Source organism: Pseudonocardia lutea, from assembly GCF_042658055.1.
Taxonomy (GTDB): Bacteria; Actinomycetota; Actinomycetes; order Mycobacteriales; family Pseudonocardiaceae; genus Pseudonocardia; species Pseudonocardia lutea.
Genome location: NZ_JBHSQK010000045.1, coordinates 41,913 through 62,104, shown reverse-complemented (window position 1 = coordinate 62,104; position 20,192 = coordinate 41,913). Strand labels below are relative to the sequence as shown.

Annotated in this window: 23 protein-coding genes; 6 read left to right on the top strand and 17 right to left on the bottom strand. The window is 71.1% G+C overall.

Annotated elements, in window-relative coordinates; genetic code table 11:
- Positions 1 to 7 precede the first annotated feature (7 nt).
- From ACFQH9_RS18820 to ACFQH9_RS18800, 5 genes are all read right to left on the bottom strand, one after another.
- Positions 8 to 352, bottom strand: coding sequence for a YrhK family protein (locus ACFQH9_RS18820; RefSeq protein ID WP_379567458.1), 345 nt, complete (start codon positions 350 to 352; stop codon positions 8 to 10).
- A gap of 4 nt (positions 353 to 356) precedes the next feature.
- Entirely contained in the window at positions 357 to 536 is a 180-nt protein-coding gene (locus ACFQH9_RS18815) for a hypothetical protein (RefSeq protein WP_379567457.1), read from the bottom strand.
- Between the two features lie 157 nt (positions 537 to 693).
- Positions 694 to 1,917: an FAD-dependent monooxygenase gene (locus ACFQH9_RS18810; RefSeq protein ID WP_379567456.1), complete on the bottom strand. Its 1,224-nt coding sequence runs from the start codon at positions 1,915 to 1,917 to the stop codon at positions 694 to 696.
- A gap of 112 nt (positions 1,918 to 2,029) precedes the next feature.
- Positions 2,030 to 3,373 carry a serine hydrolase domain-containing protein gene (locus ACFQH9_RS18805; RefSeq protein WP_379567455.1) on the bottom strand — a complete coding sequence of 448 codons (1,344 nt, stop codon included), beginning with the start codon at positions 3,371 to 3,373 and terminating at the stop codon, positions 2,030 to 2,032.
- Positions 3,374 to 3,548: 175 nt separating this feature from the next.
- Positions 3,549 to 4,943, bottom strand: coding sequence for a serine hydrolase domain-containing protein (locus ACFQH9_RS18800; protein WP_379567454.1), 1,395 nt, complete (start codon positions 4,941 to 4,943; stop codon positions 3,549 to 3,551).
- Between the two features lie 187 nt (positions 4,944 to 5,130).
- Here ACFQH9_RS18800 and ACFQH9_RS18795 point away from each other — a divergent pair, with 187 nt between their 5' ends.
- On the top strand, positions 5,131 to 6,375 hold the full coding sequence (locus tag ACFQH9_RS18795; RefSeq protein WP_379567453.1) for a serine hydrolase domain-containing protein: 1,245 nt from the start codon (positions 5,131 to 5,133) through the stop codon (positions 6,373 to 6,375).
- 6 nt (positions 6,376 to 6,381) lie between these two features.
- Here ACFQH9_RS18795 and ACFQH9_RS18790 read toward each other — a convergent pair whose 3' ends face one another.
- A complete protein-coding gene (locus ACFQH9_RS18790; RefSeq protein WP_379567452.1) occupies positions 6,382 to 7,206 on the bottom strand; it encodes a hypothetical protein in 825 nt (274 codons plus the stop codon).
- Between the two features lie 744 nt (positions 7,207 to 7,950).
- Here ACFQH9_RS18790 and ACFQH9_RS18785 point away from each other — a divergent pair.
- Positions 7,951 to 8,631: a trimeric intracellular cation channel family protein gene (locus ACFQH9_RS18785; protein ID WP_379567451.1), complete on the top strand. Its 681-nt coding sequence runs from the start codon at positions 7,951 to 7,953 to the stop codon at positions 8,629 to 8,631.
- A 1-nt stretch (position 8,632) separates the two neighbouring features.
- On the opposite strand, the gene ACFQH9_RS18780 is transcribed toward ACFQH9_RS18785, so the two are convergent.
- The gene (locus ACFQH9_RS18780; RefSeq protein WP_379567450.1) at positions 8,633 to 9,883 is read right to left on the bottom strand and encodes an amidohydrolase; all 1,251 of its coding nucleotides are present in this window, start codon (positions 9,881 to 9,883) and stop codon (positions 8,633 to 8,635) included.
- 255 nt (positions 9,884 to 10,138) lie between these two features.
- On the opposite strand from ACFQH9_RS18780, the gene ACFQH9_RS18775 reads away from it, so the two are divergent.
- Entirely contained in the window at positions 10,139 to 10,420 is a 282-nt protein-coding gene (locus ACFQH9_RS18775; RefSeq protein ID WP_379567449.1) for a hypothetical protein, read from the top strand.
- A 101-nt stretch (positions 10,421 to 10,521) separates the two neighbouring features.
- Here ACFQH9_RS18775 and ACFQH9_RS18770 read toward each other — a convergent pair whose 3' ends face one another.
- The 9 genes from ACFQH9_RS18770 to ACFQH9_RS18730 form a co-directional block, all read right to left on the bottom strand.
- Complete coding sequence (locus ACFQH9_RS18770) at positions 10,522 to 10,755, bottom strand: GntR family transcriptional regulator (protein WP_379567448.1); 234 nt, start codon at positions 10,753 to 10,755, stop codon at positions 10,522 to 10,524.
- A gap of 19 nt (positions 10,756 to 10,774) precedes the next feature.
- On the bottom strand, positions 10,775 to 11,209 hold the full coding sequence (locus ACFQH9_RS18765; protein ID WP_379567447.1) for an alpha/beta fold hydrolase: 435 nt from the start codon (positions 11,207 to 11,209) through the stop codon (positions 10,775 to 10,777).
- The gene (locus ACFQH9_RS18760; protein ID WP_379567446.1) at positions 11,206 to 11,697 is read right to left on the bottom strand and encodes a nuclear transport factor 2 family protein; all 492 of its coding nucleotides are present in this window, start codon (positions 11,695 to 11,697) and stop codon (positions 11,206 to 11,208) included. Before ACFQH9_RS18760 ends, ACFQH9_RS18765 begins: the two co-directional genes overlap by 4 nt.
- Positions 11,694 to 12,500 (bottom strand): adenylyltransferase/cytidyltransferase family protein, encoded by an 807-nt coding sequence (locus ACFQH9_RS18755; protein ID WP_379567445.1) that lies wholly within the window; start codon positions 12,498 to 12,500, stop codon positions 11,694 to 11,696. Before ACFQH9_RS18755 ends, ACFQH9_RS18760 begins: the two co-directional genes overlap by 4 nt.
- Positions 12,497 to 12,643, bottom strand: coding sequence for a muconolactone Delta-isomerase family protein (locus tag ACFQH9_RS18750; protein ID WP_379567444.1), 147 nt, complete (start codon positions 12,641 to 12,643; stop codon positions 12,497 to 12,499). Before ACFQH9_RS18750 ends, ACFQH9_RS18755 begins: the two co-directional genes overlap by 4 nt.
- Positions 12,644 to 12,646: 3 nt before the next feature.
- Entirely contained in the window at positions 12,647 to 13,768 is a 1,122-nt protein-coding gene (locus ACFQH9_RS18745; protein ID WP_379567443.1) for a muconate/chloromuconate family cycloisomerase, read from the bottom strand.
- Positions 13,769 to 13,841: 73 nt separating this feature from the next.
- The gene (gene catA / locus ACFQH9_RS18740; RefSeq protein ID WP_379567442.1) at positions 13,842 to 14,693 is read right to left on the bottom strand and encodes a catechol 1,2-dioxygenase; all 852 of its coding nucleotides are present in this window, start codon (positions 14,691 to 14,693) and stop codon (positions 13,842 to 13,844) included.
- A gap of 24 nt (positions 14,694 to 14,717) precedes the next feature.
- Positions 14,718 to 16,292: a 4-hydroxyphenylacetate 3-hydroxylase N-terminal domain-containing protein gene (locus ACFQH9_RS18735; protein ID WP_379567441.1), complete on the bottom strand. Its 1,575-nt coding sequence runs from the start codon at positions 16,290 to 16,292 to the stop codon at positions 14,718 to 14,720.
- Positions 16,293 to 16,340: 48 nt separating this feature from the next.
- On the bottom strand, positions 16,341 to 16,898 hold the full coding sequence (locus tag ACFQH9_RS18730; protein ID WP_379567440.1) for a flavin reductase family protein: 558 nt from the start codon (positions 16,896 to 16,898) through the stop codon (positions 16,341 to 16,343).
- 138 nt (positions 16,899 to 17,036) lie between these two features.
- Between ACFQH9_RS18730 and ACFQH9_RS18725 the strand changes: the two genes are divergently transcribed.
- The 3 genes from ACFQH9_RS18725 to ACFQH9_RS18715 all read left to right on the top strand — a co-directional run bounded on the left by ACFQH9_RS18725 (position 17,037) and on the right by ACFQH9_RS18715 (position 19,732).
- A complete protein-coding gene (locus tag ACFQH9_RS18725) occupies positions 17,037 to 17,816 on the top strand; it encodes an IclR family transcriptional regulator domain-containing protein (protein WP_379567439.1) in 780 nt (259 codons plus the stop codon).
- Positions 17,817 to 17,877: 61 nt separating this feature from the next.
- The gene (locus ACFQH9_RS18720) at positions 17,878 to 18,597 is read left to right on the top strand and encodes an alpha/beta hydrolase (protein WP_379567438.1); all 720 of its coding nucleotides are present in this window, start codon (positions 17,878 to 17,880) and stop codon (positions 18,595 to 18,597) included.
- A 271-nt stretch (positions 18,598 to 18,868) separates the two neighbouring features.
- Positions 18,869 to 19,732, top strand: coding sequence for a DUF998 domain-containing protein (locus ACFQH9_RS18715; RefSeq protein WP_379567437.1), 864 nt, complete (start codon positions 18,869 to 18,871; stop codon positions 19,730 to 19,732).
- An 82-nt stretch (positions 19,733 to 19,814) separates the two neighbouring features.
- Here the strand turns inward: ACFQH9_RS18715 and ACFQH9_RS18710 are convergent, their stop codons facing one another.
- Positions 19,815 to 20,177 (bottom strand): hypothetical protein, encoded by a 363-nt coding sequence (locus tag ACFQH9_RS18710; protein WP_379567436.1) that lies wholly within the window; start codon positions 20,175 to 20,177, stop codon positions 19,815 to 19,817.
- Between the last annotated feature and the right edge of the window lie 15 nt (positions 20,178 to 20,192).

Below are 20,192 nucleotides of genomic sequence, written 5' to 3'. Positions count from 1 at the left end.
CCGGCGGCTAGCGGGGCCGCTCCGCCGTCGCCACCTGCTGAGCAGTGGTGTGACGGTCCGTGCCGCGGCGACTGCTGCCGTGCGGGTCGTCGCCGGGCAGCGGCAGCCGGGCGAGATGGGCCTCGCGCAGCACGGAGACGGTGGGTCGGACGGCGAACAGGATCGATCCGACGAGGAACAACCAGTCGGCCGGCAGAGCCAGCGAGTCGGAGAAGAAGAACACGCTGCCGATCACGAACGCGACCGCCGCCGCGAACTCCACGACCGTGTAGACGACCTGGTAGCGGCCGTAGATCTGGGCATGACGCGGGCTGGCTCCCGCTCGCCGCGGGTCGAACAACTTCCCTCGCACCGGTTCAGGAGCCCGAGGGATCGGGCGTCTGCTCGTCGGCGTACCGGCCGGCGTGCTCCCTCTCGTACTGCCCGGGATCCTCCTGGTTGGGAACCGTGGGATCGGGGTTGCCGAGAGCGGTCTCGCCGGGCAGTGACTCCACGGCTTCCCGGGCTTGCTCGCGCTGTTCCTGCGGATCGGTCATGCCGATCGGGTACCTGCCGCCGGTGGGCCGAAACTGTCGGCCGGCTTGCGACCCGTCGCCCGGTCGCCGAGCAAGGGGTGGCGCCCCGAACCGAGCCGGCGCGCCACGAGTTCGCCCCGAGGCCGAGGTCGTCGTCGATCAGGCTCGCGGGCTCGGCTCACGGCGTGGCCGACGAGGTGATCGGCCGCCCGGCCGCAGCTCGGGAGTCCGGCAGCCCTGCGTAGTCGGGCAGCTCGATTCCGTTGAGCGCACGCTCGACAAGCTCCATGAGCGCCTCCATGTCGGGCTCCGGGGCCGGCTCGGCGTCCGCGCCGGGGACCTGGAGGCTACGGACGTGCACCCGGCCGATCTCCTGGTTGGCCTCGACGAACGGCCGCATCCGCGCCTCGTAGCCGGCGAACCCGGCGGCGGGGTCCCAGCCGGCGGCGGCCAGCTCTCCCGCCAGCAGGTAGGCGCCGACCAGGGCCAGCCCGGTGCCCTGCCCGGACATCGGCGACGGGCTGAACGCCGCGTCCCCGAGCAGCCCCACCCGGCCGCTCGACCAGCGGTCCATCACCACCTGCGCGACCTGGTCGAGGTAGAAGTCCGGGGTGTCGTCGAGATGGGCGAGGATGCGCGGGGTCAGCCACCCGAAGCCGGCCATCCGCTCACGCAGCAGCCGCTTCTGGGCCGCGACGTCGCGGTGGTCGACGGCGAAGTCGGCCGAGGGGAACGAGAAGATGGCCATCGCCCGCGTCGCGTCCTGGATGGGGCGGAGGCCTGCCGAGCGCCCCGACTCCTGGCAGTCGAGCATCCAGCGGTCCAGCCCGAACTCGTTGGGCACGCTGTAGAAGGCCAGCACGAGCCCCAGGTGGCGGACGAACCGCTCCCGCGGCCCGAAGACCATCGCCCGCATGGCCGAGTGCAGCCCGTCAGCCCCGATCACCAGGTCGAAGCGCCGCCGGTCGCCGCCGGCGAAGAGGACGTCGACCCCGTCCGCGTCCTGGGTGAGCTCGGCGATCCGGTCACCGAAGACGTACTCGACACCGTGCCGGGTGTCGTCGTAGAGCACCTGGGACAGGTCCCCGCGCAGGATCTCGATCTCCGCGATGTACCCGTCGCCGCCGTCGTCGTCCGCGCGGTAGGTCTCGAGCACGTTCCCGTCCACGTCCACGCTGTGGGCGCCGATGGTCTCGGTGCAGGCGGCACGCACCGCCGCGTCGAGCCCCATACGCCGGATGACCTCCTTGGTCACCCCGCGCGCGTCCACGGCCTGCCCGCCGGGACGCAGGCCAGGGGCCCGCTCGACGACGGTCACCTCGGCGCCCCGCCGGCGGAGCCAGTGGGCCAGCGCGGGCCCCGCGATGCTCGCCCCCGCCACCAACACCCTGACATCGCTCACCAGTGCCTCCCTCGTTCGCCTCGTCGAGGAAGAGACACCGACGACGCCCGGAAATCATCGCCTGCCGGGGGTGCGGAGACTGCGGTGCCCGGAGTCGGGCCGGGGCCGGTGGCTATTCCGGCAGTCCGCCTTCCGGAACGTCGGCGGGCGACGCCGCAGTGTAGAGGAGCGGGACCAGCTCCTGCACCAGCGTGACCGCGGGCGGGCGGCCATCGGCGTACGGGGCGGAGTTCCCCCAGGCCACGATGGTCACCTTGTTCACCGGGTCGTATCCCATGAACGAGTTGAACCCGGGCAGCTCGCCGGTGTGGCCGTACAGCGGCCCCATCTGCGCGAGGGTGAAGCCGTAGCTCGTCCCCCTGCCGGTGGGCAGCACACCGTCCATCCGGGCCTGCTGGGTCGCGGCGTCGAGCAGCTTCCCGTCGACCATCGCCTCGACCCATGTGGCCAGGTCCGTGGCGGTGGAGATGCCCTGGCCCGCGGCCCCGGTCCAGGACGGGTTGTCGTTCGTCACGTCTCTCGGGGCGAGCGTGCCTGCCTCGACCTGCGCCAGCTGGTCCACCGGGATCGACGGGTCCTCCATCGTCTCGACGTTCGTGCCGTAGAGGTAGCCGTGCGACGACGGCGCCGGGATCGCCGTGTCGGCGGCGGCCGGGTAGGACGTGCCGGTCATGCCCAGCGGGGTGAAGAAGCGGTCCTGGAAGATGCGGCCCAGCGGCTTGCCGTCGATCTGCTCGGCGATCTCGCCGAGCAACACGGTGTTGGTGTTGGAGTAGTGCCAGCCCTGCCCGGGTGGGAAGTACGCCGGCTGCGCGAAGGCGAGCCCGAGCAGCTCCTCGTTCGTCCACACCTTCTGCGGCTCGTCGTCGAGGGCGCGGTTGAGCTCCAGGGTCTCCGTGTAGTTGTGGAGACCGCTGCGCATGTCCCCGAGCTCGGCGATGGTGATCGTGTCGCCACCCGGGACACCCGGGAGGTACTTGCTCACCGGGTCGGTGAGTGCGATCTTGCCCTCCTGCACCATCTGCAGCACAACCGTGCCGGTCCAGGTCTTGGTGTTGGAGCCGATCCGCAGCCGCGTGTCCAGGGTGACCGGTGTCGTGCCGTTGCGCTCGGTGACCCCGTGCGCGTTGACGTACTCGGCCTGCGGTGTCCTGATCAGCACGACCATCCCGGGCTGGCGCAGCTCCGTCGCCACCTTGGCGACCACCTCGTCCAACGCGGCCGGGTCGAGCGGACGCAACGTCCCGGAGCCGCCGGCCGCAGCCGCGCCGCCGTTGCCCGCCGCGGCAGTCGGCACCGGAGCCACGGACGTGGCGGTGGACGCGCCCTGGCTCGGGCTCGAACACCCCACGACCGCCAGGACGGCCCCGACGACCAGCGCCGGGACCCGGGTGGCACGCCGTCCGACGCGCACGCCGGGGTGCGGACCTCTGCGGTTCGCCTCATCGATCGTCATCGTCGAGCTCCTCGGGGAGGCGGCCACACGCCGGCTCGACGACACAGTCGTGCTCCACGACGGATTCGTTAGCCCGTCTGGCCGGTTATGGCGTCCGACGAATGTCGGTCATCGCGGCCACAGGTACCACTGCGGAAGCGGGATCCCGCTCGTGGTGACCTCCGGCCCGGGGTGTTCACGCGCCCGGAGGGATCGGAGGGGCGTCGTCGGGGACGAGGACGGCGCCGATCTTGCGTGCGAGGAGGTCGGCTGCGTTCTTGTAGTCGCCGGTGGCGGGATCGAAGGCAGCCTCCTCGAAGGTCACTTCGACAGCGACGGCCACCTTCCGCGACGGAAGGTAGGCGAACGCCCCGGTCTGCCCGGCGAACTTGGGGTTCTGCATCACCCAGTTCCCGGTGGAGACGATGCCGAGCCCGTAGGTGTAGTGGGCGGCCTGAGGGAAGCAGGTGGCGCAGCCGGGGAGGGCTGTGGTCCTACCGATCAGGTCCTTGCTGATCATCGCCTGGTAGGACTCCGGTGACAGGAGCCTGCCGCTGCCGATCCCCACGGCGGTCGCGTTCAGATCCTGGATGGTCGTGCTCTGGATGGCGCCGCGCGTGATGGTCCACGAGGGGTTCCAGTAGGTGGAGTCCTCGTAGAACGGCGTGCCCGGCGGGATGCCGAGGAACGGGCGGCGCTCGGACGTGTAGGCGTGCAGCACCGGCTCGGGGATCGCCGGGGTGCCGGGGTCGGTGGTCTGCGTGAGCCCGAGCGGTCCGAGCACCTTGTCCCGCAGTGACGTCGAGACGGGCTGCCCGGTGATCTTCTCCAGGGCCAGGCCGAGAATCACGTAGTTGGTGTGCGAGTAGTTCCAGTTCGTGCCCGGCGGATACAGCAGCGGATGCTTGGTGCTGATGGCGATGAGTTCCTCGGGTGTGAACGTTCGGAACGGCTCGGCGTACTGCTCGGCGGTCAACTCGGGAGTCGACACGTAGTCCACGTAGCCGGAGGTCATCTGGGCGAGCTGCCCGAGGGTGACCTGATCGGCGTAGGGGAGGTCGGGGAGCCATCTCGACACCTTGTCGTCCAGGCTCACCTTCTTCTCGTCGACCAGTTGCAGGAGCAGTGTGGCGACGTAGGAGATGGCGACCGCCCCGTTGCGGAAGTGCATGTCGGTCGTCGCGGGCACGCCGGCCATCGACTCGCCGACGGCGCGTGTGACGACCTCCCTGCCGTCGATCGTGACCTGGACGATCACCGCCTTCGCATGGGCGCTCGCCCTGACCGCGTCGACGACCCCCATCACCGCCTCGGCCTGGGTCGAGTCGGCGGATGCCGCCGGCGACGCCGGACCCGACGGGCCCGTGCACGCCGCACAGAGCGCGACCAGACCGGCGAGCGCGACCAGCCGCGTCCGAGCCCGCGGCGGCGGGAAGGAGATCGTCATCGTGGCGACACCGCTTTCCGCCTGTCCGCATGGAAGTGTCTTCCGGGCGGCCAGGACGAGCCCGGCTGATCCGTGGTCGGCATGGTCGCAAGCCGGGTTTCCCCGGTCAAGAGGCTTGCCAATTCTGCATGTGACCCACAGCATTGCTCCTGTCGGCGTAACGCCTCGGCCCCCGATCCCGAACGGTCGTCCGAGTCCGCCGCGTGGCCGGGTGCGTCGGAGATCAGGCGGGAAGAGGTACGGCATGCGGTTCGGAGGCTTGGCGATCGACGGATCGAGAGCTCGCTCGCGACCCCGGACGCGTGTCCGAAGGGTTCGCGCGAGGGTGGCCGTGGCGACCACGGTCTGCGCCCTCGGTGCCCTGGCGGCCTGTGGCGCACCGAGCCCGCCTGCCTCGACCGCCCCCACGAGCACCTCCGCCGCTGCGCCGGGCCTGCCCGCCTACGCGGTTGCGGCGCAGGAGAAGATCGCCGCGGCGATGAAGGCCAACGTGATCCCCGGTGCCGTCGTGCGGATCTCCTCGCCGACCCAGGGTGACTGGACCGCGACGTTCGGCACGGGGACGATCGGCCGGGACGACCCGATGACCGTGGACGACCACATCCGTGCCGGCAGCATCACCAAGACCATGACCTCGACCGTCATCCTCCAGCTGGTCCAGGAGGGCAAGCTCTCCCTCGAAGACCCCATCGGCAAGTACCGGTCGGACGTCCCCGGCGGGGACGGGATCACGATCGCTCAGCTCGCCGAGATGCGCAGCGGGCTGTACAGCTACACGTTCGACCCGTCGTTCAACCGGACCCTCGACGACGACCCCGGGAAGGCCTGGACCCCGGACGAGCTGCTGGCCATCGCGTTCGCCCACCCGCCGGACGCCCGACCGGGCACGACGTTCGAGTACAGCAACACCAACATCGTCCTGCTCGGCCTGGTGATCGAGCAGCTCACGGGCGAGCCGCTGGAGAAGGCCTTCGCCGAACGCATCTTCACCCCGCTCGGCATGACACGGACCTCTCTGCCGGTGCGGACGGACGCGACCATCCCCGCCCCGCACCCGCAGGGCTACTCGTTCGGCACCAACGTCTCGACGATGCAGACCTACGCACTCCCCGCGGACCAGGAGGCCGCGGCGCTGGCCGGCACGTTGCAACCGAACGACGAGACCGACGCGAACCCCTCCTGGGCGTGGGCGGCGGGCGGCGCGATCTCCACCGTCCCGGACCTGTTCACCTATGCGCAGGCCCTCGTCGGCGGGCGGCTGCTCGACGCGGCGACCCAGAAGGTGCGGATGGACAGCATCCAGCCGACCGACCCGGCACACCCCGACGCCGCCGGCTACGGCATCGGCATCGCGAAGTTCGGCCCGCTGCTCGGGCACGACGGCCAGATCCCCGGGTTCATGACCTTCACCGGCCAGGACCCCGCCACCGGCCTCACCATCACCATCGCGACCAACCTGGCCACCGTCCCGAGTGGTGAGGGCTCGGCGCTCACCCTGCTCAAGGCGATCCTGCCGGTCTTCTACCCGAACCTGCAGGCGCCCCCGGGCAACCCCGCCGCTGTGCCGAACCGGTGACCACGATCATCCCGGCGTGAGTTCGTGCCCGGCGTCCGACGAGGCGTTCTGCGCCGGCGCCCGCTGCTCGCGAGTCTGCCGGCCGGGCGGCAGCGGCAGTTCGGACACGACGTTCCGCCGCCAGGTGACGATCAGGACGGCCGGGATCACGATCAACGACGTCCGGCCCATGAAGACCGAGACGGGGTCGGCTTGCTCGAGGGCCGGCAACGCGTACAGGACGAACAACGTCAGCGTGGACAGGACCAGGACGATCGCGCGCGCCGGCCACAGGCGCCCGAAACCCGCCGCGCCCAGTGTCCGGGGCAACGCCTTCCGATAGAGATCCACGATCGCCCACAGCGTCAGGTAACCCGCCACACCGTAGATCCACCAACGACTCCAGCCGGTCGCGAGAGCGAAGTTCTTGACGTCGCCGTCGGCGGCGAAGGTGCGGAGCGGAACGTAGTCGTAGAAATTGCCCACGCTGTGCACGATGTACCAGAACAAGAAATACAGGACCCACGGTGGCGCTGCGACACCGGGCCGCCGCAGGAGCTGCCGGGCGACGAGGTAGAAGACTCCGTTGCCGATCACCACGCCGGCCATCGCCGTCAGGGCGGCGGCGGTGGTGTGGCCTGCGGCCAGCGCTTTGTCGTAGTCGACGTCCTCATCGATATCGCCGAGCGTCACGATGTTGTGGATGCCGGTACCGCCCCACTCGATCCGGATCGGATCGTCCTTGATCCCGGTGATCCACGCCATGAACGAATGGGCGTACTCGTGCTGGATCACCACGACGTAATGCGTGAGCCAGGCGACCACCAGCGTGGCCGCGACCAGCCACCACACGCGAGTGGTCGAGGAGACAGCCCGAGTCATCCAGTACCCCCGCGAGCTCAGATGCCGACGCCCGGCGCGAGGGGAACTCTCGTGCGTCAAGTCGATGCGGGCCGGGCGTCAGCGTCGATGGTGTGACGCAGCAATGATCACGGTACTGTTCCGGTGCGGATCCGCCGTGTCGGTGTTCCGTTTGTCCCCTGATCGTGACGGTTCGGCGTGCACTTCGCCGCGCGACCGCCTCGACCTCGGCCTTCCCCGTCGACGCCTCGGCTCGGCCGAGAACGAGGAGGCCGTCGCCGCCTTTTACTCCTCGGCCACGAGGTCGACCAGCCGCGCGTCGGTGAGGCCGTGGCTCTCCAGACCTCGCTCCGCCCACCGCAGTGCGTCCGTGTGGCGGTCCTCGCGCAGGAGACGCTCCGAGATGGAGGAACTGGTAGGCCGACGACAGGTCGCGGGCCGTCGCCTCCACCTCGGCGTCGACGTCACTGGCGACCTCGGCAAGCGCCTCCAGCATGCTCCGGATGCGGAGACGCGCCGGGTCGAAGGGGCCGGCCTGCTCGGGGAGCGCCGCCCAGTCCCGAGCGTGCCTGGATCGGCCAGCCGCTCGACGTCGGTGATGGCGAGGCGCATCAGCGGCTCGCCACCCGGAACCCGAGATCGACGAGCCACGCCCGCGTCCGGCCGCGCTTGCGCTCGCCGCTCCACTCGCAGGTCGGAACGGCGTGGACGACGGGGCGCTGTGAAGATGGCGACGTGACGTCCGAGCCACCGTTGTTGGTCGCGCTGGATCTGGCCGGCACGTTCGTGTTCGGCCTCAACGGCGCGTTGACCGCGGTCCGCACGGCGCGGCTCGACATCGTCGGTGTCCTCGCCCTCGCGGTGATCACCGCACTGGGCGGCGGGATCACGCGTGACGTGCTGATCGGTGCGATACCTCCGGCCGCGTTCGGCGACTGGCGCTACCTTGCTCTCGCCCTGGGCGGTGGGGTGGTCGCGTTCGGGCTGAGCCGCTGGCTGGACCGGCTGGAGATCTCGATCGTCGTGCTCGACGCCGTCGGGTTGAGCGTGTTCGCGGTGATCGGGACGGTCAAGGCGCTGGAGTTCGGCCTCGGCGTCGGCCCGGCGATCCTGCTCGGCGCGATCAGCGCCGTGGGCGGCGGCACGATCCGCGACGTGCTGATCCGGCGGATCCCGTCGGTGCTGCACTCGGACCTGTACGCGATCCCGGCGCTGATCGCCGCCGCCCTCACCGCCGCCGCCGTCCGCACCGGGACCTATGGGCTACCGGCGGCCCTCGGCGCCGCGGCGGTCTGCTTCGCGGTCAGGATGGTCGGAGTCCGGTTCCACCTCAATGCGCCCGGCCCGCCCGGCGGCGGAGGTCCCCACCGTGATCGCGGCCACCACCAGGACGAGGGCCGCGACGACCACCGGTGAGCTACGGAGCCAGCCAGGCGAGGGCGGCGACGACGAGGGTTCGGGTACCGGTGTCGAGGGTGGGCTGGAGGACCGGGGCGAAGCCCGGGGAGTGGTTGACCGGGATGTCCTGTGCGACCCGGCCGGCCTCGTGCGCCTGCTGGTAGGTCTGCGGGTCGATGCCGCCGACACCCCAGTAGGTGTAGGGGACGCCGAGCGCGGTGGGGATGTCGCTGAAGTCCTCGCTCGCGGTCTGCTGCTCCAGTGGGCCGGCTCGCTCGCCGAAGGCCTCGCCGAACGCGCGGGCCACGCGGTCGGTCACCGCGGCGTCGTTGGTGGTGAGCGGGAACCGGTCGAACAGCACGAACTCCGGTTCCCGCGGGCAGCCCGAGGCCTGGCACTCCGCGGTCACGATCCGGCGTATCGCGTCCAGGATCGTGGTTCGCGTGCTCTCGCTGTAGGTGCGGACGTTGAGCTCGAGCACGGCGCGGTCCGGGATGACGTTGCTCTTGCTGCCGGCCCGAAGCGAGCCCACGGTCAACACCGCGGTCTCCCCGGGCGGGGTCTCCCGCGAGACGACCGTCTGCAACCGAATCACGATCATTGCTGCGAGCACGACGGGATCGACTGCGGCATGCGGCGTCGACCCGTGCGCCCCACGTCCGTGCACGGTGATCCGCATGCTGTCCGCCGCGGAGAGCACGGGCCCGGCGAGCGTGCCCACCTGCCCGGCCGGCGCCGGCAGCACGTGCTGAGCCAAGGCGACATCCGGAGCCGGGATCAGGTCGGCGAGCCCGTCGTCGACCATGCCGCGGGCGCCGTCGCCGGTCTCCTCGGCCGGCTGGAACAACGCCACCACAGTGCCCTGCCACATGTCCCTGCGGTCGCCGAGCACCTGGGCGGCGCCGAGCAGGCAGCTCACGTGCACGTCGTGCCCGCACGCGTGGGCCACCGGCTCCTCGTCGCCCGCGGCGTCGGTCGCACTGACAGTGCTGGCGTACGGCAGGCCGGTGTCCTCCCGCACCGGGAGCGCGTCCATGTCGGCGCGCAACAGCACCGTCGGGCCCGTGCCGTTGCCCAGCACACCCACCACGCCGGTGCCCCCGATGCCCTCGTGCACCTCGTAACCGGCGTGGCGCAGCCGCTCGCTCACCCGCTCCGCCGTGCGCCGTTCCTGGTGCGACAGCTCGGGATGGGCGTGCAGGTCCCGGTAGAACTCCTCCTGCCACGCCCGCGTCCCCTCGAGCGCGCTCAACACCTGCGATGTGTTCACAGCGCCTCCGAGCGCATGGCAGTGGACGGCACGTCCGTGACCCTCGTCAGAGGGTCTTGCCCGACCTGGTCGAGGCAAACCACCTCGGCCCGGGCGTCCTCCAGCGTCGACCGACCCAGGGAGGTCGCCGGGACGACGGCCCGTTCGATCCATGGCCCAGGTCGCCGGTGGTAGCAGGTCCTGCCGAGACGCGCAGCGTCGCTCCAGTGCCACTGCGAGCGACAGCCGATTCAGCTGCGTCCCGATACTGGACGCATGGATGACGAGCAGCGCTCGCGAGACAGCTCGTGGGACCTCGCCGGTGATCCCGCGGTGCTCGCCGACGCGGCGAGGACCCTGCGAGCCCGGTCGGCAGAGCTCGACCCGGACAGTCCCCTGTCCGCGCCATTCGTCTACAACTCGGTGGCGAAACTGCTCGAAGCACTCGAACACCACATGACTGCCCGGCCGCCGCGGTCTCCGCTACCCCACGACGTCGTCCAAGCGGCGATGGACATCGCGCGACACGTCCGGACCTACCGAGGAACCAGCCCTTAGGGAGCCCTCGGTGACTCGCGGGACCCGGCGCAGCCGAGGCCGGGATCTCGCCGATCTCGGGGCACTCCACGGTGTCGTCGGGACAGCCCGGACAAGGTCCGCTACGACGCGCTCCGAGAGCCAGGCGCTGTGACGAAGGAACCGACCTGTCGCCGTGTGGCGATCAGCTCCCGTTGGTCCAACTCGCGGAGCGCGCGACGGACGACCGCCCGGCCGACACCGAACAACTCTGCGAGATCACGTTCGGCCGGCAGCCGCTCACCGACCCTGCGTTGCCGCAGTAGACCGAGCAGACCTTCGAGGACGTCGTTCTCCCCGGCGAGGACGTCGGGCATCGGGAATCTCCCCAGCCTCTCACTCAACGGCTCCCGTCGCCGTCTTCTCGACGAGTGCGGCGAGGCCCTGCCCGCCGCCGATGCAGATCGTCTCCAGGCCGAAGCGGGCGTCGCGGACGAGGTCCATCGCCACGCCCCATCGTCCGGGGTGGTCGAGGGCGAGTTGTTGGCCGATCGCGCCGCCGATCGACACCCCCGCACAGTGGGCGCGTTCGATGCCGAGGCGGTCCAGCAGGGCGGCGACGGCGTCGGCCATTCCCGCCATCGAGTACGGGCCGTCCGGGGGTGGGGCCGGCGCCGTGGCCGGGCAGGTCGTAGCGCACGATGCGGTACCGGTCGGCCAGCGCGGCGACCTGGGCGTCGAACAGGTACAGGTCGGTGCCCAGCGACGGGCCGAGCACGAGCACAGGCGCGTCGTCCGGCCGTCGATGCGGTGGTGCAGTGCGGTGATCATGCGGACCGTCTCCCGGGGTAGGTGGCGGCGGCCGAGGCCACGGTGAACCGGCCGTGGTCCCAGCCGTCGCCGAGCGGGACGAAGTAGTCGAACGACACCTGTTTGCTGACGTAGCGCCACTCGCCGCCGATCCGGCGCAGTGTGTCGGTGTAGCGGCCGGCAGCGATGTGCGGGACGCCGTCCTGCACGCAGGGCTGCCACAGGAACGACCGCGCCCGGGCGCTGTCGGGGCCGTGGAGGGTGATCTCGAGGTTGGTCACGTGGTGCCAGAAGGCCGTCAGTCCGGCGTCGGCGAGCCCGGCGAAGAAGGCGCGCAGCTCGGTGTGGCCGCGGGCGCGGGACAGACCGACGAACTCGCCGTCGTCGGTGAACAGCGAGACCAGGGTGTCCCAGGCGCCGTCGTCGAGGGCCCGGCAGTAGCGAGCGTCCAGGTCGCGGATCGACTCCAGGGCCTCCAGCCGGGCGAGCCGCCGTTCCAGATCGCTCATCGGTGTCCTTCCTCCGTGCCGTGGAACGACACGGTGGTCGAGCCGTCTCCGGTCGCGGGGCCCGCAATGATCCGTAAGGTGTGCGCGCCGGTCACCTCGACGAGCACGGGCAGCCCGTCCACCGTGCCGCGGTACCGTCCGGGTGGGGGCAGGGCTGTGTCGTGAGCGAGTGTCACCTGGTCGCCGCTGCGGTTCCCGGCTACCCGGTGCGGCCGCCCCAGCGCCCGGGTCGCACCGTCCAGGTCCCCGGCGCACAGGCACCGCCGGATGTAGCTCGACGAGCAGGGGGTGTCGACTGCCTTCAGCAGGGGCACCGGGTGCGTGGTGAAGCCCAGGTCGATGCCGAGCTCCTGCAGCGTCGTCACATCGCCTGCGGCCTTCGCGCCGAAGGTGAAGTTCGCGCCGATCACCACCGCGTCCGCGCCGAGTGTGTCGGCCAGCACGCGTCGGGCGAAGGTCCGCGGGCTCAGGCGGGCCAGGTCGCGGGTGAAGCGCAGGGCGCAGACCGCATCCGCCCCGGCCGCGCCGGCGAGTTCGGTCCGGTGCTCGAGGGTGGTCAGGGTGGCTGTGTCGCGGGCGAGGCCGAGGACCCGGGCCGGGTGCGGGTCGAAGGTGACCAGGACCAGCGGCAGGCCACGCTCGTCGGCGATCCGGCGGGCGTGGTCGACCAGGCGACGGTGGCCGCGGTGCAGGCCGTCGAACACGCCGATCGTCACCACGGTCGGCCCGAGGTCGGCGGGCGCCTCACCGAGGCCTGACCACAGCGGGATCCGCACCGAGACCGGCTGCAGGGCCGCGGTCACGACTGCGCCTTCAAGTCCGACGGATGCGTGGCCGGTGGCGTGACCGTGATCGACGTGTGCGGGAACAGCGGTAGCGAGGACGGCAGCGCGTGCAGATCGTCGCCGGAGTCGACGTCGAAGACCGTCCGGACGTGGAACTGCATGGGTCATGTCCTCCGGAAGGCGCGGATCCGGGCGGGGTCGAGCTCGACGCCGAGGCCGGGTCCTTCGGGCAGGTGCAGTCCGTCGGTGTCGTAGACCAGCGGGTCGACCAACATCTCCTCGGCCAGCAGCAGCGGCCCGAACAGCTCGCTCCCCCACCCGGTCGCGGGGCTGGTGCAGGCGGCCTGCAGGGACGCCGCGGTCCCGACGGGGCTCTCGATCGAGGTCGCCGCATAGCAGGGGATGCCCGCGGCGGCGGCGATCTCGGCGATCGCCCGGCTGGCTCGGAGCCCACCGGACTTGGTCGTCTTGATCGCGAAGATGCTCGCGGCGTGGGTGCTCGCCAGTCGCAGCGCGTCGGCCGGAGTGCGCAGGCTCTCGTCGGCCATCACCGGGATCGGCAGGGCTGCGTTGATCGCGGCCAGCGCGTCCACGTCGTGGCCGGGTACCGGCTGCTCGATCATCTCCACGCCGGCCTCGACCAGCGCGGGCAGGTGGGTCAGCGAGGTGAGGCGGTCCCAGCGGGCGTTGAGATCCACCCGGACCCCGGCGGCACTGCCGAGCTTCGCGGTGACCTCGGTGATCCGGGCGACGTCGTCGACGGGGTCCTGGGCCCCCATCTTCAGCTTGAAGGAGGTGTGCAGGCCCGAGTCGAGCTTGGCCAAGGCCTCCTCGATGACCGTGTCGGCGGACTCGGTGCCCAGTGCCCAGGTGACCGGCAGGCTGGTGCGTGCCGCGCCACCGAGGAGGGTGTGGACGGGCACGTCGAGGTGGCGGGCCCAGGCGTCGTGCAGGGCCACCTCGACCGCGGTCCTGGCGAACAGGTTCGCCGCGACCGCGTCGGAGGCGTCGCGCAGGATGGCGGGGATGTCGTCGACCCGGCGTCCGAGCAGGATCGGGGTGAGGTACCGCTCGACGATCAGCTGCATGGTCTCGACGGACTCGCCGCCCCACCACGGGCCGCCGGGGACCACGCCCTCACCGACACCGGTGACCCCGCCGGCGGTGCGGATGAAGACGTAGAGCACGGGTTGGGCGTGCATGCCGGCCCGCGCGAAGCGGTGGGCGCGGCGCAGCGGGATGTCGACGATGACGGTCTCGACCCGGTCGATCCGCAGGTCGCTCATCGTGGTTCTCCGTTCTGGCGGCAGGGCGGAGCGGGACGCCGGGCCGGTCGGGTGGGCCCGGGCGTCCCGCCGGTCACGCGGGTTCGAGGGTGAAGTCGTACTCGACCGCGTGGGTCCCGTCGCCGACCTCGACCGGGTCGAGGATCAACTCGGGCTTGGTCGCCGAGGCGACGTCGGAGTCGAGCCACTCGCCGCCACGGAAGTAGAGCTGCGTGGTGACGGTTCGCTTGCCCGGCGCACGGACGAGCAGGTGCAGGTGCGCGGGCCGCCAGGGGTGCCAGCCCGCTGCTCCGAGCAGCTTCCCGGTCGGGCCGTCCGTGGGGATCTGGTAGGGGGCCGGTTCGATGGTGTGGATCTCGAAGCGGCCCTGGTCGTCGGCGACGACCACGGCGCGCAGGTTGCCCTCGGGGATGTGCGGGGCGAACCCGGAGTAGTAGCCCTGCTCGTCGGCCTGCCAGATGTCGATCTCGGCGCCGGGTAGCGGGTTGCCCTCGGTGTCGCGGACCTGACCGGAGAACACCAGCGCGGTGCCCTTCTCGTCGGGTCGCTGCGGCAGCGTCGCCGGCGAGTCGAGCCGGGGCTGACCCGGCAGGTAGTAGGGGCCCAGGATCGAGCCCTTGGTGCCCGTCCGGCTGCGGGAGGCGACGTCCTCGACGACGTGCTCGACGAGGACGTCGAGCAGCAGCGGCCACTCGCCACCCTCGCCGACCTCGATCAGGAAGCCTTTGGCGGCCTGGAACTCGTCGTAGGTCACCGCCTGGGTGCGGATCGTGTCGTGGATGCCGGCCAGCAACGAGGACACGACCGCGGCGATGCGCTCGGTGGAGACCTGCGGAGCGCCAGAGTCGGCACGGGTGGCGCGGAAGGCCTCGGTCGCGGAGCTTCCCGACCCGGCCGCCGTGGGAGATGGCTGCGTGGTGGTCATGATCTGCCCTTCTCGTCGGTCAGGTCAGCGGCGGCCGAAGACCGAGGTGTCCTCGTTGTTGATCAGATCCGGGACGGTCCAGCCGTTGAGGTCGTACTCCGAGAGGCACTGATCGGCGAGACCCTTCATCGCATCCGCGGCCCCGGACATCTGGGCGTCCATCAGCATCTCCAGGCGCACGCCCTCGTGGTTGCCGGCGTAGTTGCGCTCGTAGAGCTCGTGGCGCCCACCGAACTCCGAGCCGATCGAGTCCCAGATCAGTTTCATCAGCTTGACCCGGTCGACGGCGTCGTAGCCGTTCGAGCCGCGCACGTACTTGTCGAGGTAGGGCCGGACCTTGGCGGAGGCGAAGTCCGAGGAGTGGCTGGGCAGGTAGATCAGCGACGAGCCCAGGTCCTGCATGATGATCTCGCGGACCCGCGCGTAACCGACGGTCATGAACCAGCGGTAGGCCATGCCGTACTCGTGCTTGGGCAGCAGGGTGTCGCCGACCCACTCCTCGGGGTTGGCGCACATGGCGTCCGAGAGACCCCAGAACAGGTTGCGCCAGGCGATGACCTCGCCGACACGGGTCTGCACCCCACGGAAGTCCTTGGTCCCGGTGACCTCGAGACCCTTCATCAGCAGCCCGGCGATGAAGTCGAGCTCGACCGCCAGGCGGGTCACGCCCTGGAAGGTGAACCGGTGCAGGAACCCCGAGGCCGGGACGAAGCTCGAGGCCTTCTCCGCATCGCCGTAGACGAAGACGTTCTCCCAGGGGATGAGCACCTTGTCCAAGACGAAGATCGTGTCGTTCTCGTCCATCCGGCTCGAGAGCGGGTAGTCGAACGGGGTACCCGTGGTCGCGGCCTGGTGCGAGTAGGAGGGCCGGCAGATCAGCTTCATCCCCGGCGCACCCATCGGGACGGTGCACACCAGCGCGTACTCGCGCTTCTTGATCGGCAGGACGTAGTGGGCGAGGAAGTTGAAGTGGGTGATCGCCGAACCGGTGGCGACGACCTTGGCCCCGGACACGACGACGCCGTTGGCGTTCTCCTCCTCGACGTGCATGAACACGTCGGAGACCTCGTCCGGGGCGCGGTGGCGGTCGACCGCCGGGTTGACGATCGCGTGGTTCCAGTACAGGACCTTCTCCTGCGACTCGCGGTACCACCGCTCGGCGTTGTCCGAGTGCGGCGCCCAGAAGTCCGGGTTGGCGCCGAGGGTGCCGAGGAAGCCGGCCTTGTAGTCGGGGCTGCGGCCCATGAACCCGTAGGTCATCCGAGCCCACTCGGCGATCGCGTCGCGGTCCTTCCTCATGTCCTCGACCGACTTCGGGGCCCGGAAGAACGGGTGGGTGAAGCCGTCGCTGCCGGTGTCGGTGGGGACGGTGAGGAGGTCCTGCTTGTCCGGGTCGTGCAGGGAATCGTAGAGCCGAGCCGTCATGCGCACGGCGTTGCGGAAGGCCGGGTGGGTGGTGACATCGTCGACCTGGTCGCCGTAGAGGTAGATCTCCCGGCCGTCACGCAGGCTCTCGATGTACTCGGCGCCGGTCAGCGGCCGGGTGACCCGGCCCTCGGCATCGGTCGGCACGCTGGTGTGGTCCTGCTGCAGGGTCATCGTCGACTCCTTCGTATGGACGTCTGCGGGGTGCAGTAGGTGCGATGGTCAGACTCGGCGGGTGCCGGCCAGCGTGGAGATGAACGAGACCCCGGCGTCGGGGCCGTCGGCCGAGTCGTCCCAGAGCAGCGGGTTGTGATCGCCGCCGAGGTGGTGGAACTGGCCGGAGTGGAACAGCAGCGGTCGGCCCTCGTGAATGTGGAACTGCTGGACCTCACCCACGTAGAGGACGTGGTCGCCGCCGTCGTAGGCCTGCCAGGGCGTGCAGGAGATGTGGGCGAGGGTGCCGTCCAGCCGTGGCGCGCCGCAGGCGCTGTCCGCGGCCCAGCGCACCTCCTGGTTCGGCCGGCCGGCGAAGTGCAGGGCGAGATCCTTCTGCGCGGACTCGAGGACGTTGACCGTGAACGCTCGCGCCTCGAGCAGCCCGCACAGCCGGGATCGCCGGTCCAGCGACACCAGAACCAGCGGCGGCTCCAGGGACACCGCCGTGAAGGCGTTGACCGTGGCACCGTGCGGTGTCCCGTCCTCGCCCTGACAGGTGATCACGGTGACGCCGGTCGTGAAGTGCCCGAGGCACCGGCGCAATTCCTTCGGGTCGATCGCCATTGACTCCACCTCCGTGCACGCTCTCCGTGCATTTTGCACGCCTGGCGTGCATCCAGAGGATGCCGGACGCCGGATGATCCGTCAACCCGGGCTCGTGCCGATGGTCGTCCTCCCCCTGTCGTGCGAGACGATGGGGCCGTGGAGGAATCGGACGACCCCGGGAGCAAGGACCGGATCCAGAGCATCGAGCGTGGCTTTGCGGTGCTGCTGACCTTCGACGCCGAGCGCACCAACCCCAGCCTCATCGAGATCGCCAACGCGACCGGGCTCTCCCGGCCGGCCGTACGCCGGATCCTGCTCACCCTGCAGCACCTCGGCTACGTCGAGCCGACCACCGGCAGCCACTGGCGACTCACCCCACGCGTGCTGACCATCGGCCAGCACTACGCCACCTCGAGCACGATCGTCTCGGTGTCCGAACCGCACATGAGCCAGCTCGTCGAGGAGACCCAGGAATCCGCCTCCCTGTCGGCGTTGGACGGCAAAGAGGTCGTCTACCTGGCCCGCGTCCCCGCCAAGCGGGTCCTCAACGTCACCGCAGCAGCAGGAACCCGAGTTCCCGCGCACGCGACCTCCATGGGACGCGTCCTTCTCGCCGCGGCCTCACCCGAGTTCGTCGAGGACTACCTGCTCGACCCGGGACTGCAGCCACTGACCCCACACACGATCACCGACCCGGACCAGTTCCGGGACGCCCTCGACCGCGTCCGCGAGCAGGGCTGGTCGCTCGTGTCCGAAGAACGTGAGCGCGGCCTGATCGCGGTGTCGGCGCCGATCCGTGACCACACCGGTCAGGTGGTGGCCGCGCTCTCCTCCTCCAGCTCCACCGGGCGCACCAGCCCGGGGCACATCGAGCGCTACATCGTCCCGGTGCTCACCCGGATCGCGAAGAACATCAGCGCGGAGCTCGGCGGCTGAGGGCGCCGTTCGGGCACGCCCCCGGTGGCCACCGGGGCAGACTGGCCGGGTGCGGAGAGGCGTGCGCGTGCCGGAGCTCAGTCGTGGCCAGGGGGCGCGTTCGGTGCGAGCGGTCGTGCTGGTCCTGCCCGGCGGGGAGGCCGAGAGCCGGCGGCCTCACCTGTGGCTGGCCGAGGCGTTCCTGTGGCCCCTGGCGAGGCAGATCGCCCGGCGGGGACGGCGGAACGGCCTCGCCGTGCACGTGCTGCGCTACCGCTACCGGGGGTGGAACGGCGAGCGCGCCGACCCGGTGGTCGACGCGTGGTGGGCGCTGGGCGAGGTCCGGCGGCGGTATGGGCCCGTACCCGTCGGTCTGGTCGGCCATTCCCTCGGGGGCAGGGTGGCGGTCCACGTTGCCGGCGATGCGCGGGTGGCCGGTGTCGTTCTCCTCGGCCCCTGGTTGGAGGAAGCGGATCCCGTGGGACAGCTGACGGGCCGAGCGGTACTGATCCTCCATGGCGCTCGCGACCGGCACACCGATCCGGCAATGTCCTACCGGTTCGCGGTGGGCGCGCGCCGGGTCGGTGCCCGAGTCGCCCGCGTCGAGCTGCCCCGTGCCGGTCATGTGTTGCTGCGGCAGTGGCGGGCGTGGACGGCGCTGACGACGGACTTCGTCGACGTGGCCCTGACCGGTGGCCGGTGCGACTCGTTGCTGCTCGGCGCCCTCGAGGCCGTGGACAGCGGGGGCTTGCGCGTGCACCTGCCACGGCGCCGCGCGCGGGTTCTCCGGCGCCACTGCTGAGCAGTCGGCTGGGTTCGGGCTGGCGGCGTATCCCTCCCCGCCGGTCGGGTCGGTGCTGCTCCGGCTGGCGCTTCGTGCGCTCGGCCACGATTCTGGTCGCATGTCCGGCAGGTCGGCGGGCGGGCGCGCTGCCCAGGTTCCGGCTCCGTCGTCGCCGCGGCGGTGGTCGCCGGAGCGGCCCTGCGGTGCGACCGGCGCCCGGCGGCGGCCCGCGCTGCGAGCCGTCTTCGGGGTCCGCCGACGGCGGACCGCGTGCGCAGGGTGGGTAGGGGTGGCCGGGGTGTGCTGCTACTGCTGGTTCCTGTTCGCCCCGCTGGTGGGCGGACGCCTGGACCGCACCCGGGCGTTCGTCAGCGAGCTGGCGGTGCGTGGCTCACCGGGCAGCGGCTGGTTCCGCGCCGCCGACGTCGTCGCCGGCGTCCTGATCGTCGTCCTGGCCGTGGGTGTGTGGGAGTGGCTGCGCCGACCTGCCGGTCGGGGGATGGCGGGTCCCGTGCTCGTGGGCACGGTCGGGGCGGCGTCGATCGTGGACGGCGTCAGTCCGATGGCCTGTGCACCGTCCGTGGACCCGGTCTGTGCGCGGATCGAACAGTCGAGGTCGCTGCTGGGGCAGCTCACCGACCTGCACACCGTGTCCGGTGTCGTCGGGATGATCGCGGCGGCGGCTGCGATGGTCCTCGTCGGGCGGCGGGCCAGGCACGGGTTGTCCGGGCGAGGGTTGTGGTGGTTCGGCGTGGCCTGCGGCGCGGCGGTGCTGCTGCTCGGGAGCGCGCTCAGCGCGTCGGCCCTGTTCGACGGCCCCGGCGTCGGCACCCTGGAGCGGGCCCAGCTGCTGATCGTTGCCAGTTGGCTCGGGGCGGTGTCCGCGATGTTGATCCGAGGCTCAGGCGCGCTGAGGTCTTCCCCGCAGGTCACGGCCGGGCGCCGGGCCGGGGCGCGGCGGCCCTTCGTGGTCAGCCGTCGGCTCGAGCCCGGGAAGTCGGGCTCTGGTGTCGAGTGGCGGGGGTTCCGGGGGTCGAGGAACGGAGCGCTCCCGGGTTCGAGTCCTCGCAGTAGACCGACCGTGCATGGGCGGTCCTCGGAGGCGGCCAGGTCGCTCGGCCCGCGGAATGCTCCTCGAATCCGGCCGGACTGATGACTTCGAACAGGGGTCGCCGATCCGGGGGTGGTTCGCGAACAACGTGAGGGGTCGATCTCGTCGGCCGGCAGGCTCGGTGTCAGCCCTCGCTCGCCGCGAGTCGGGAACGGACCTCGTCGAGGCGCCGGGCCAGCGCGTCCTCGTCGATCAGCCCTCGTCCGACCATCGAGTGCGCCAGCGCGACCAGCTGGCTCTCCGGGTACGGGAGCATGCCGTACACCTCCTTGGAGAGCAGGTCCTCGTCGTCACGACGGGTGAGCGGCGGCAGCACCGACCCTTCGTCGTCGAGCGCGTCGCACATCCCGTCGAGGCTGGACTTCCACGGTGGCTGGGGGTTGGTGACGCCGTACTCCGCCGCCACCCGTGTCCACACCTGTCCCCGCGCGACGAGCCGCTGCAGCGTCGGCACGGTGACGCGTGCGATGTCCCGGTCGGTCGTCATGTCTCATTCCCCCTG

Excerpts from the sequence above, each read along its gene's own strand:
- ACFQH9_RS18815 (WP_379567457.1), bottom strand. The coding sequence starts at position 536 with ATGACCGATCCGCAGGAACAGCGCGAGCAAGCCCGGGAAGCCGTGGAG.
- ACFQH9_RS18805 (WP_379567455.1), bottom strand. The coding sequence starts at position 3,373 with ATGACGATCGATGAGGCGAACCGCAGAGGTCCGCACCCCGGCGTGCGC.
- ACFQH9_RS18800 (WP_379567454.1), bottom strand. The coding sequence starts at position 4,943 with ATGCTGTGGGTCACATGCAGAATTGGCAAGCCTCTTGACCGGGGAAAC.
- ACFQH9_RS18775 (WP_379567449.1), top strand. The coding sequence starts at position 10,139 with ATGGATGACGAGCAGCGCTCGCGAGACAGCTCGTGGGACCTCGCCGGT.
- ACFQH9_RS18770 (WP_379567448.1), bottom strand. The coding sequence starts at position 10,755 with ATGCCCGACGTCCTCGCCGGGGAGAACGACGTCCTCGAAGGTCTGCTC.
- ACFQH9_RS18765 (WP_379567447.1), bottom strand. The coding sequence starts at position 11,209 with ATGATCACCGCACTGCACCACCGCATCGACGGCCGGACGACGCGCCTG.
- ACFQH9_RS18760 (WP_379567446.1), bottom strand. The coding sequence starts at position 11,697 with ATGAGCGATCTGGAACGGCGGCTCGCCCGGCTGGAGGCCCTGGAGTCG.
- ACFQH9_RS18750 (WP_379567444.1), bottom strand. The coding sequence starts at position 12,643 with ATGCAGTTCCACGTCCGGACGGTCTTCGACGTCGACTCCGGCGACGAT.
- ACFQH9_RS18745 (WP_379567443.1), bottom strand. The coding sequence starts at position 13,768 with ATGAGCGACCTGCGGATCGACCGGGTCGAGACCGTCATCGTCGACATC.
- catA (WP_379567442.1), bottom strand. The coding sequence starts at position 14,693 with ATGACCACCACGCAGCCATCTCCCACGGCGGCCGGGTCGGGAAGCTCC.
- ACFQH9_RS18735 (WP_379567441.1), bottom strand. The coding sequence starts at position 16,292 with ATGACCCTGCAGCAGGACCACACCAGCGTGCCGACCGATGCCGAGGGC.
- ACFQH9_RS18730 (WP_379567440.1), bottom strand. The coding sequence starts at position 16,898 with ATGGCGATCGACCCGAAGGAATTGCGCCGGTGCCTCGGGCACTTCACG.
- ACFQH9_RS18710 (WP_379567436.1), bottom strand. The coding sequence starts at position 20,177 with ATGACGACCGACCGGGACATCGCACGCGTCACCGTGCCGACGCTGCAG.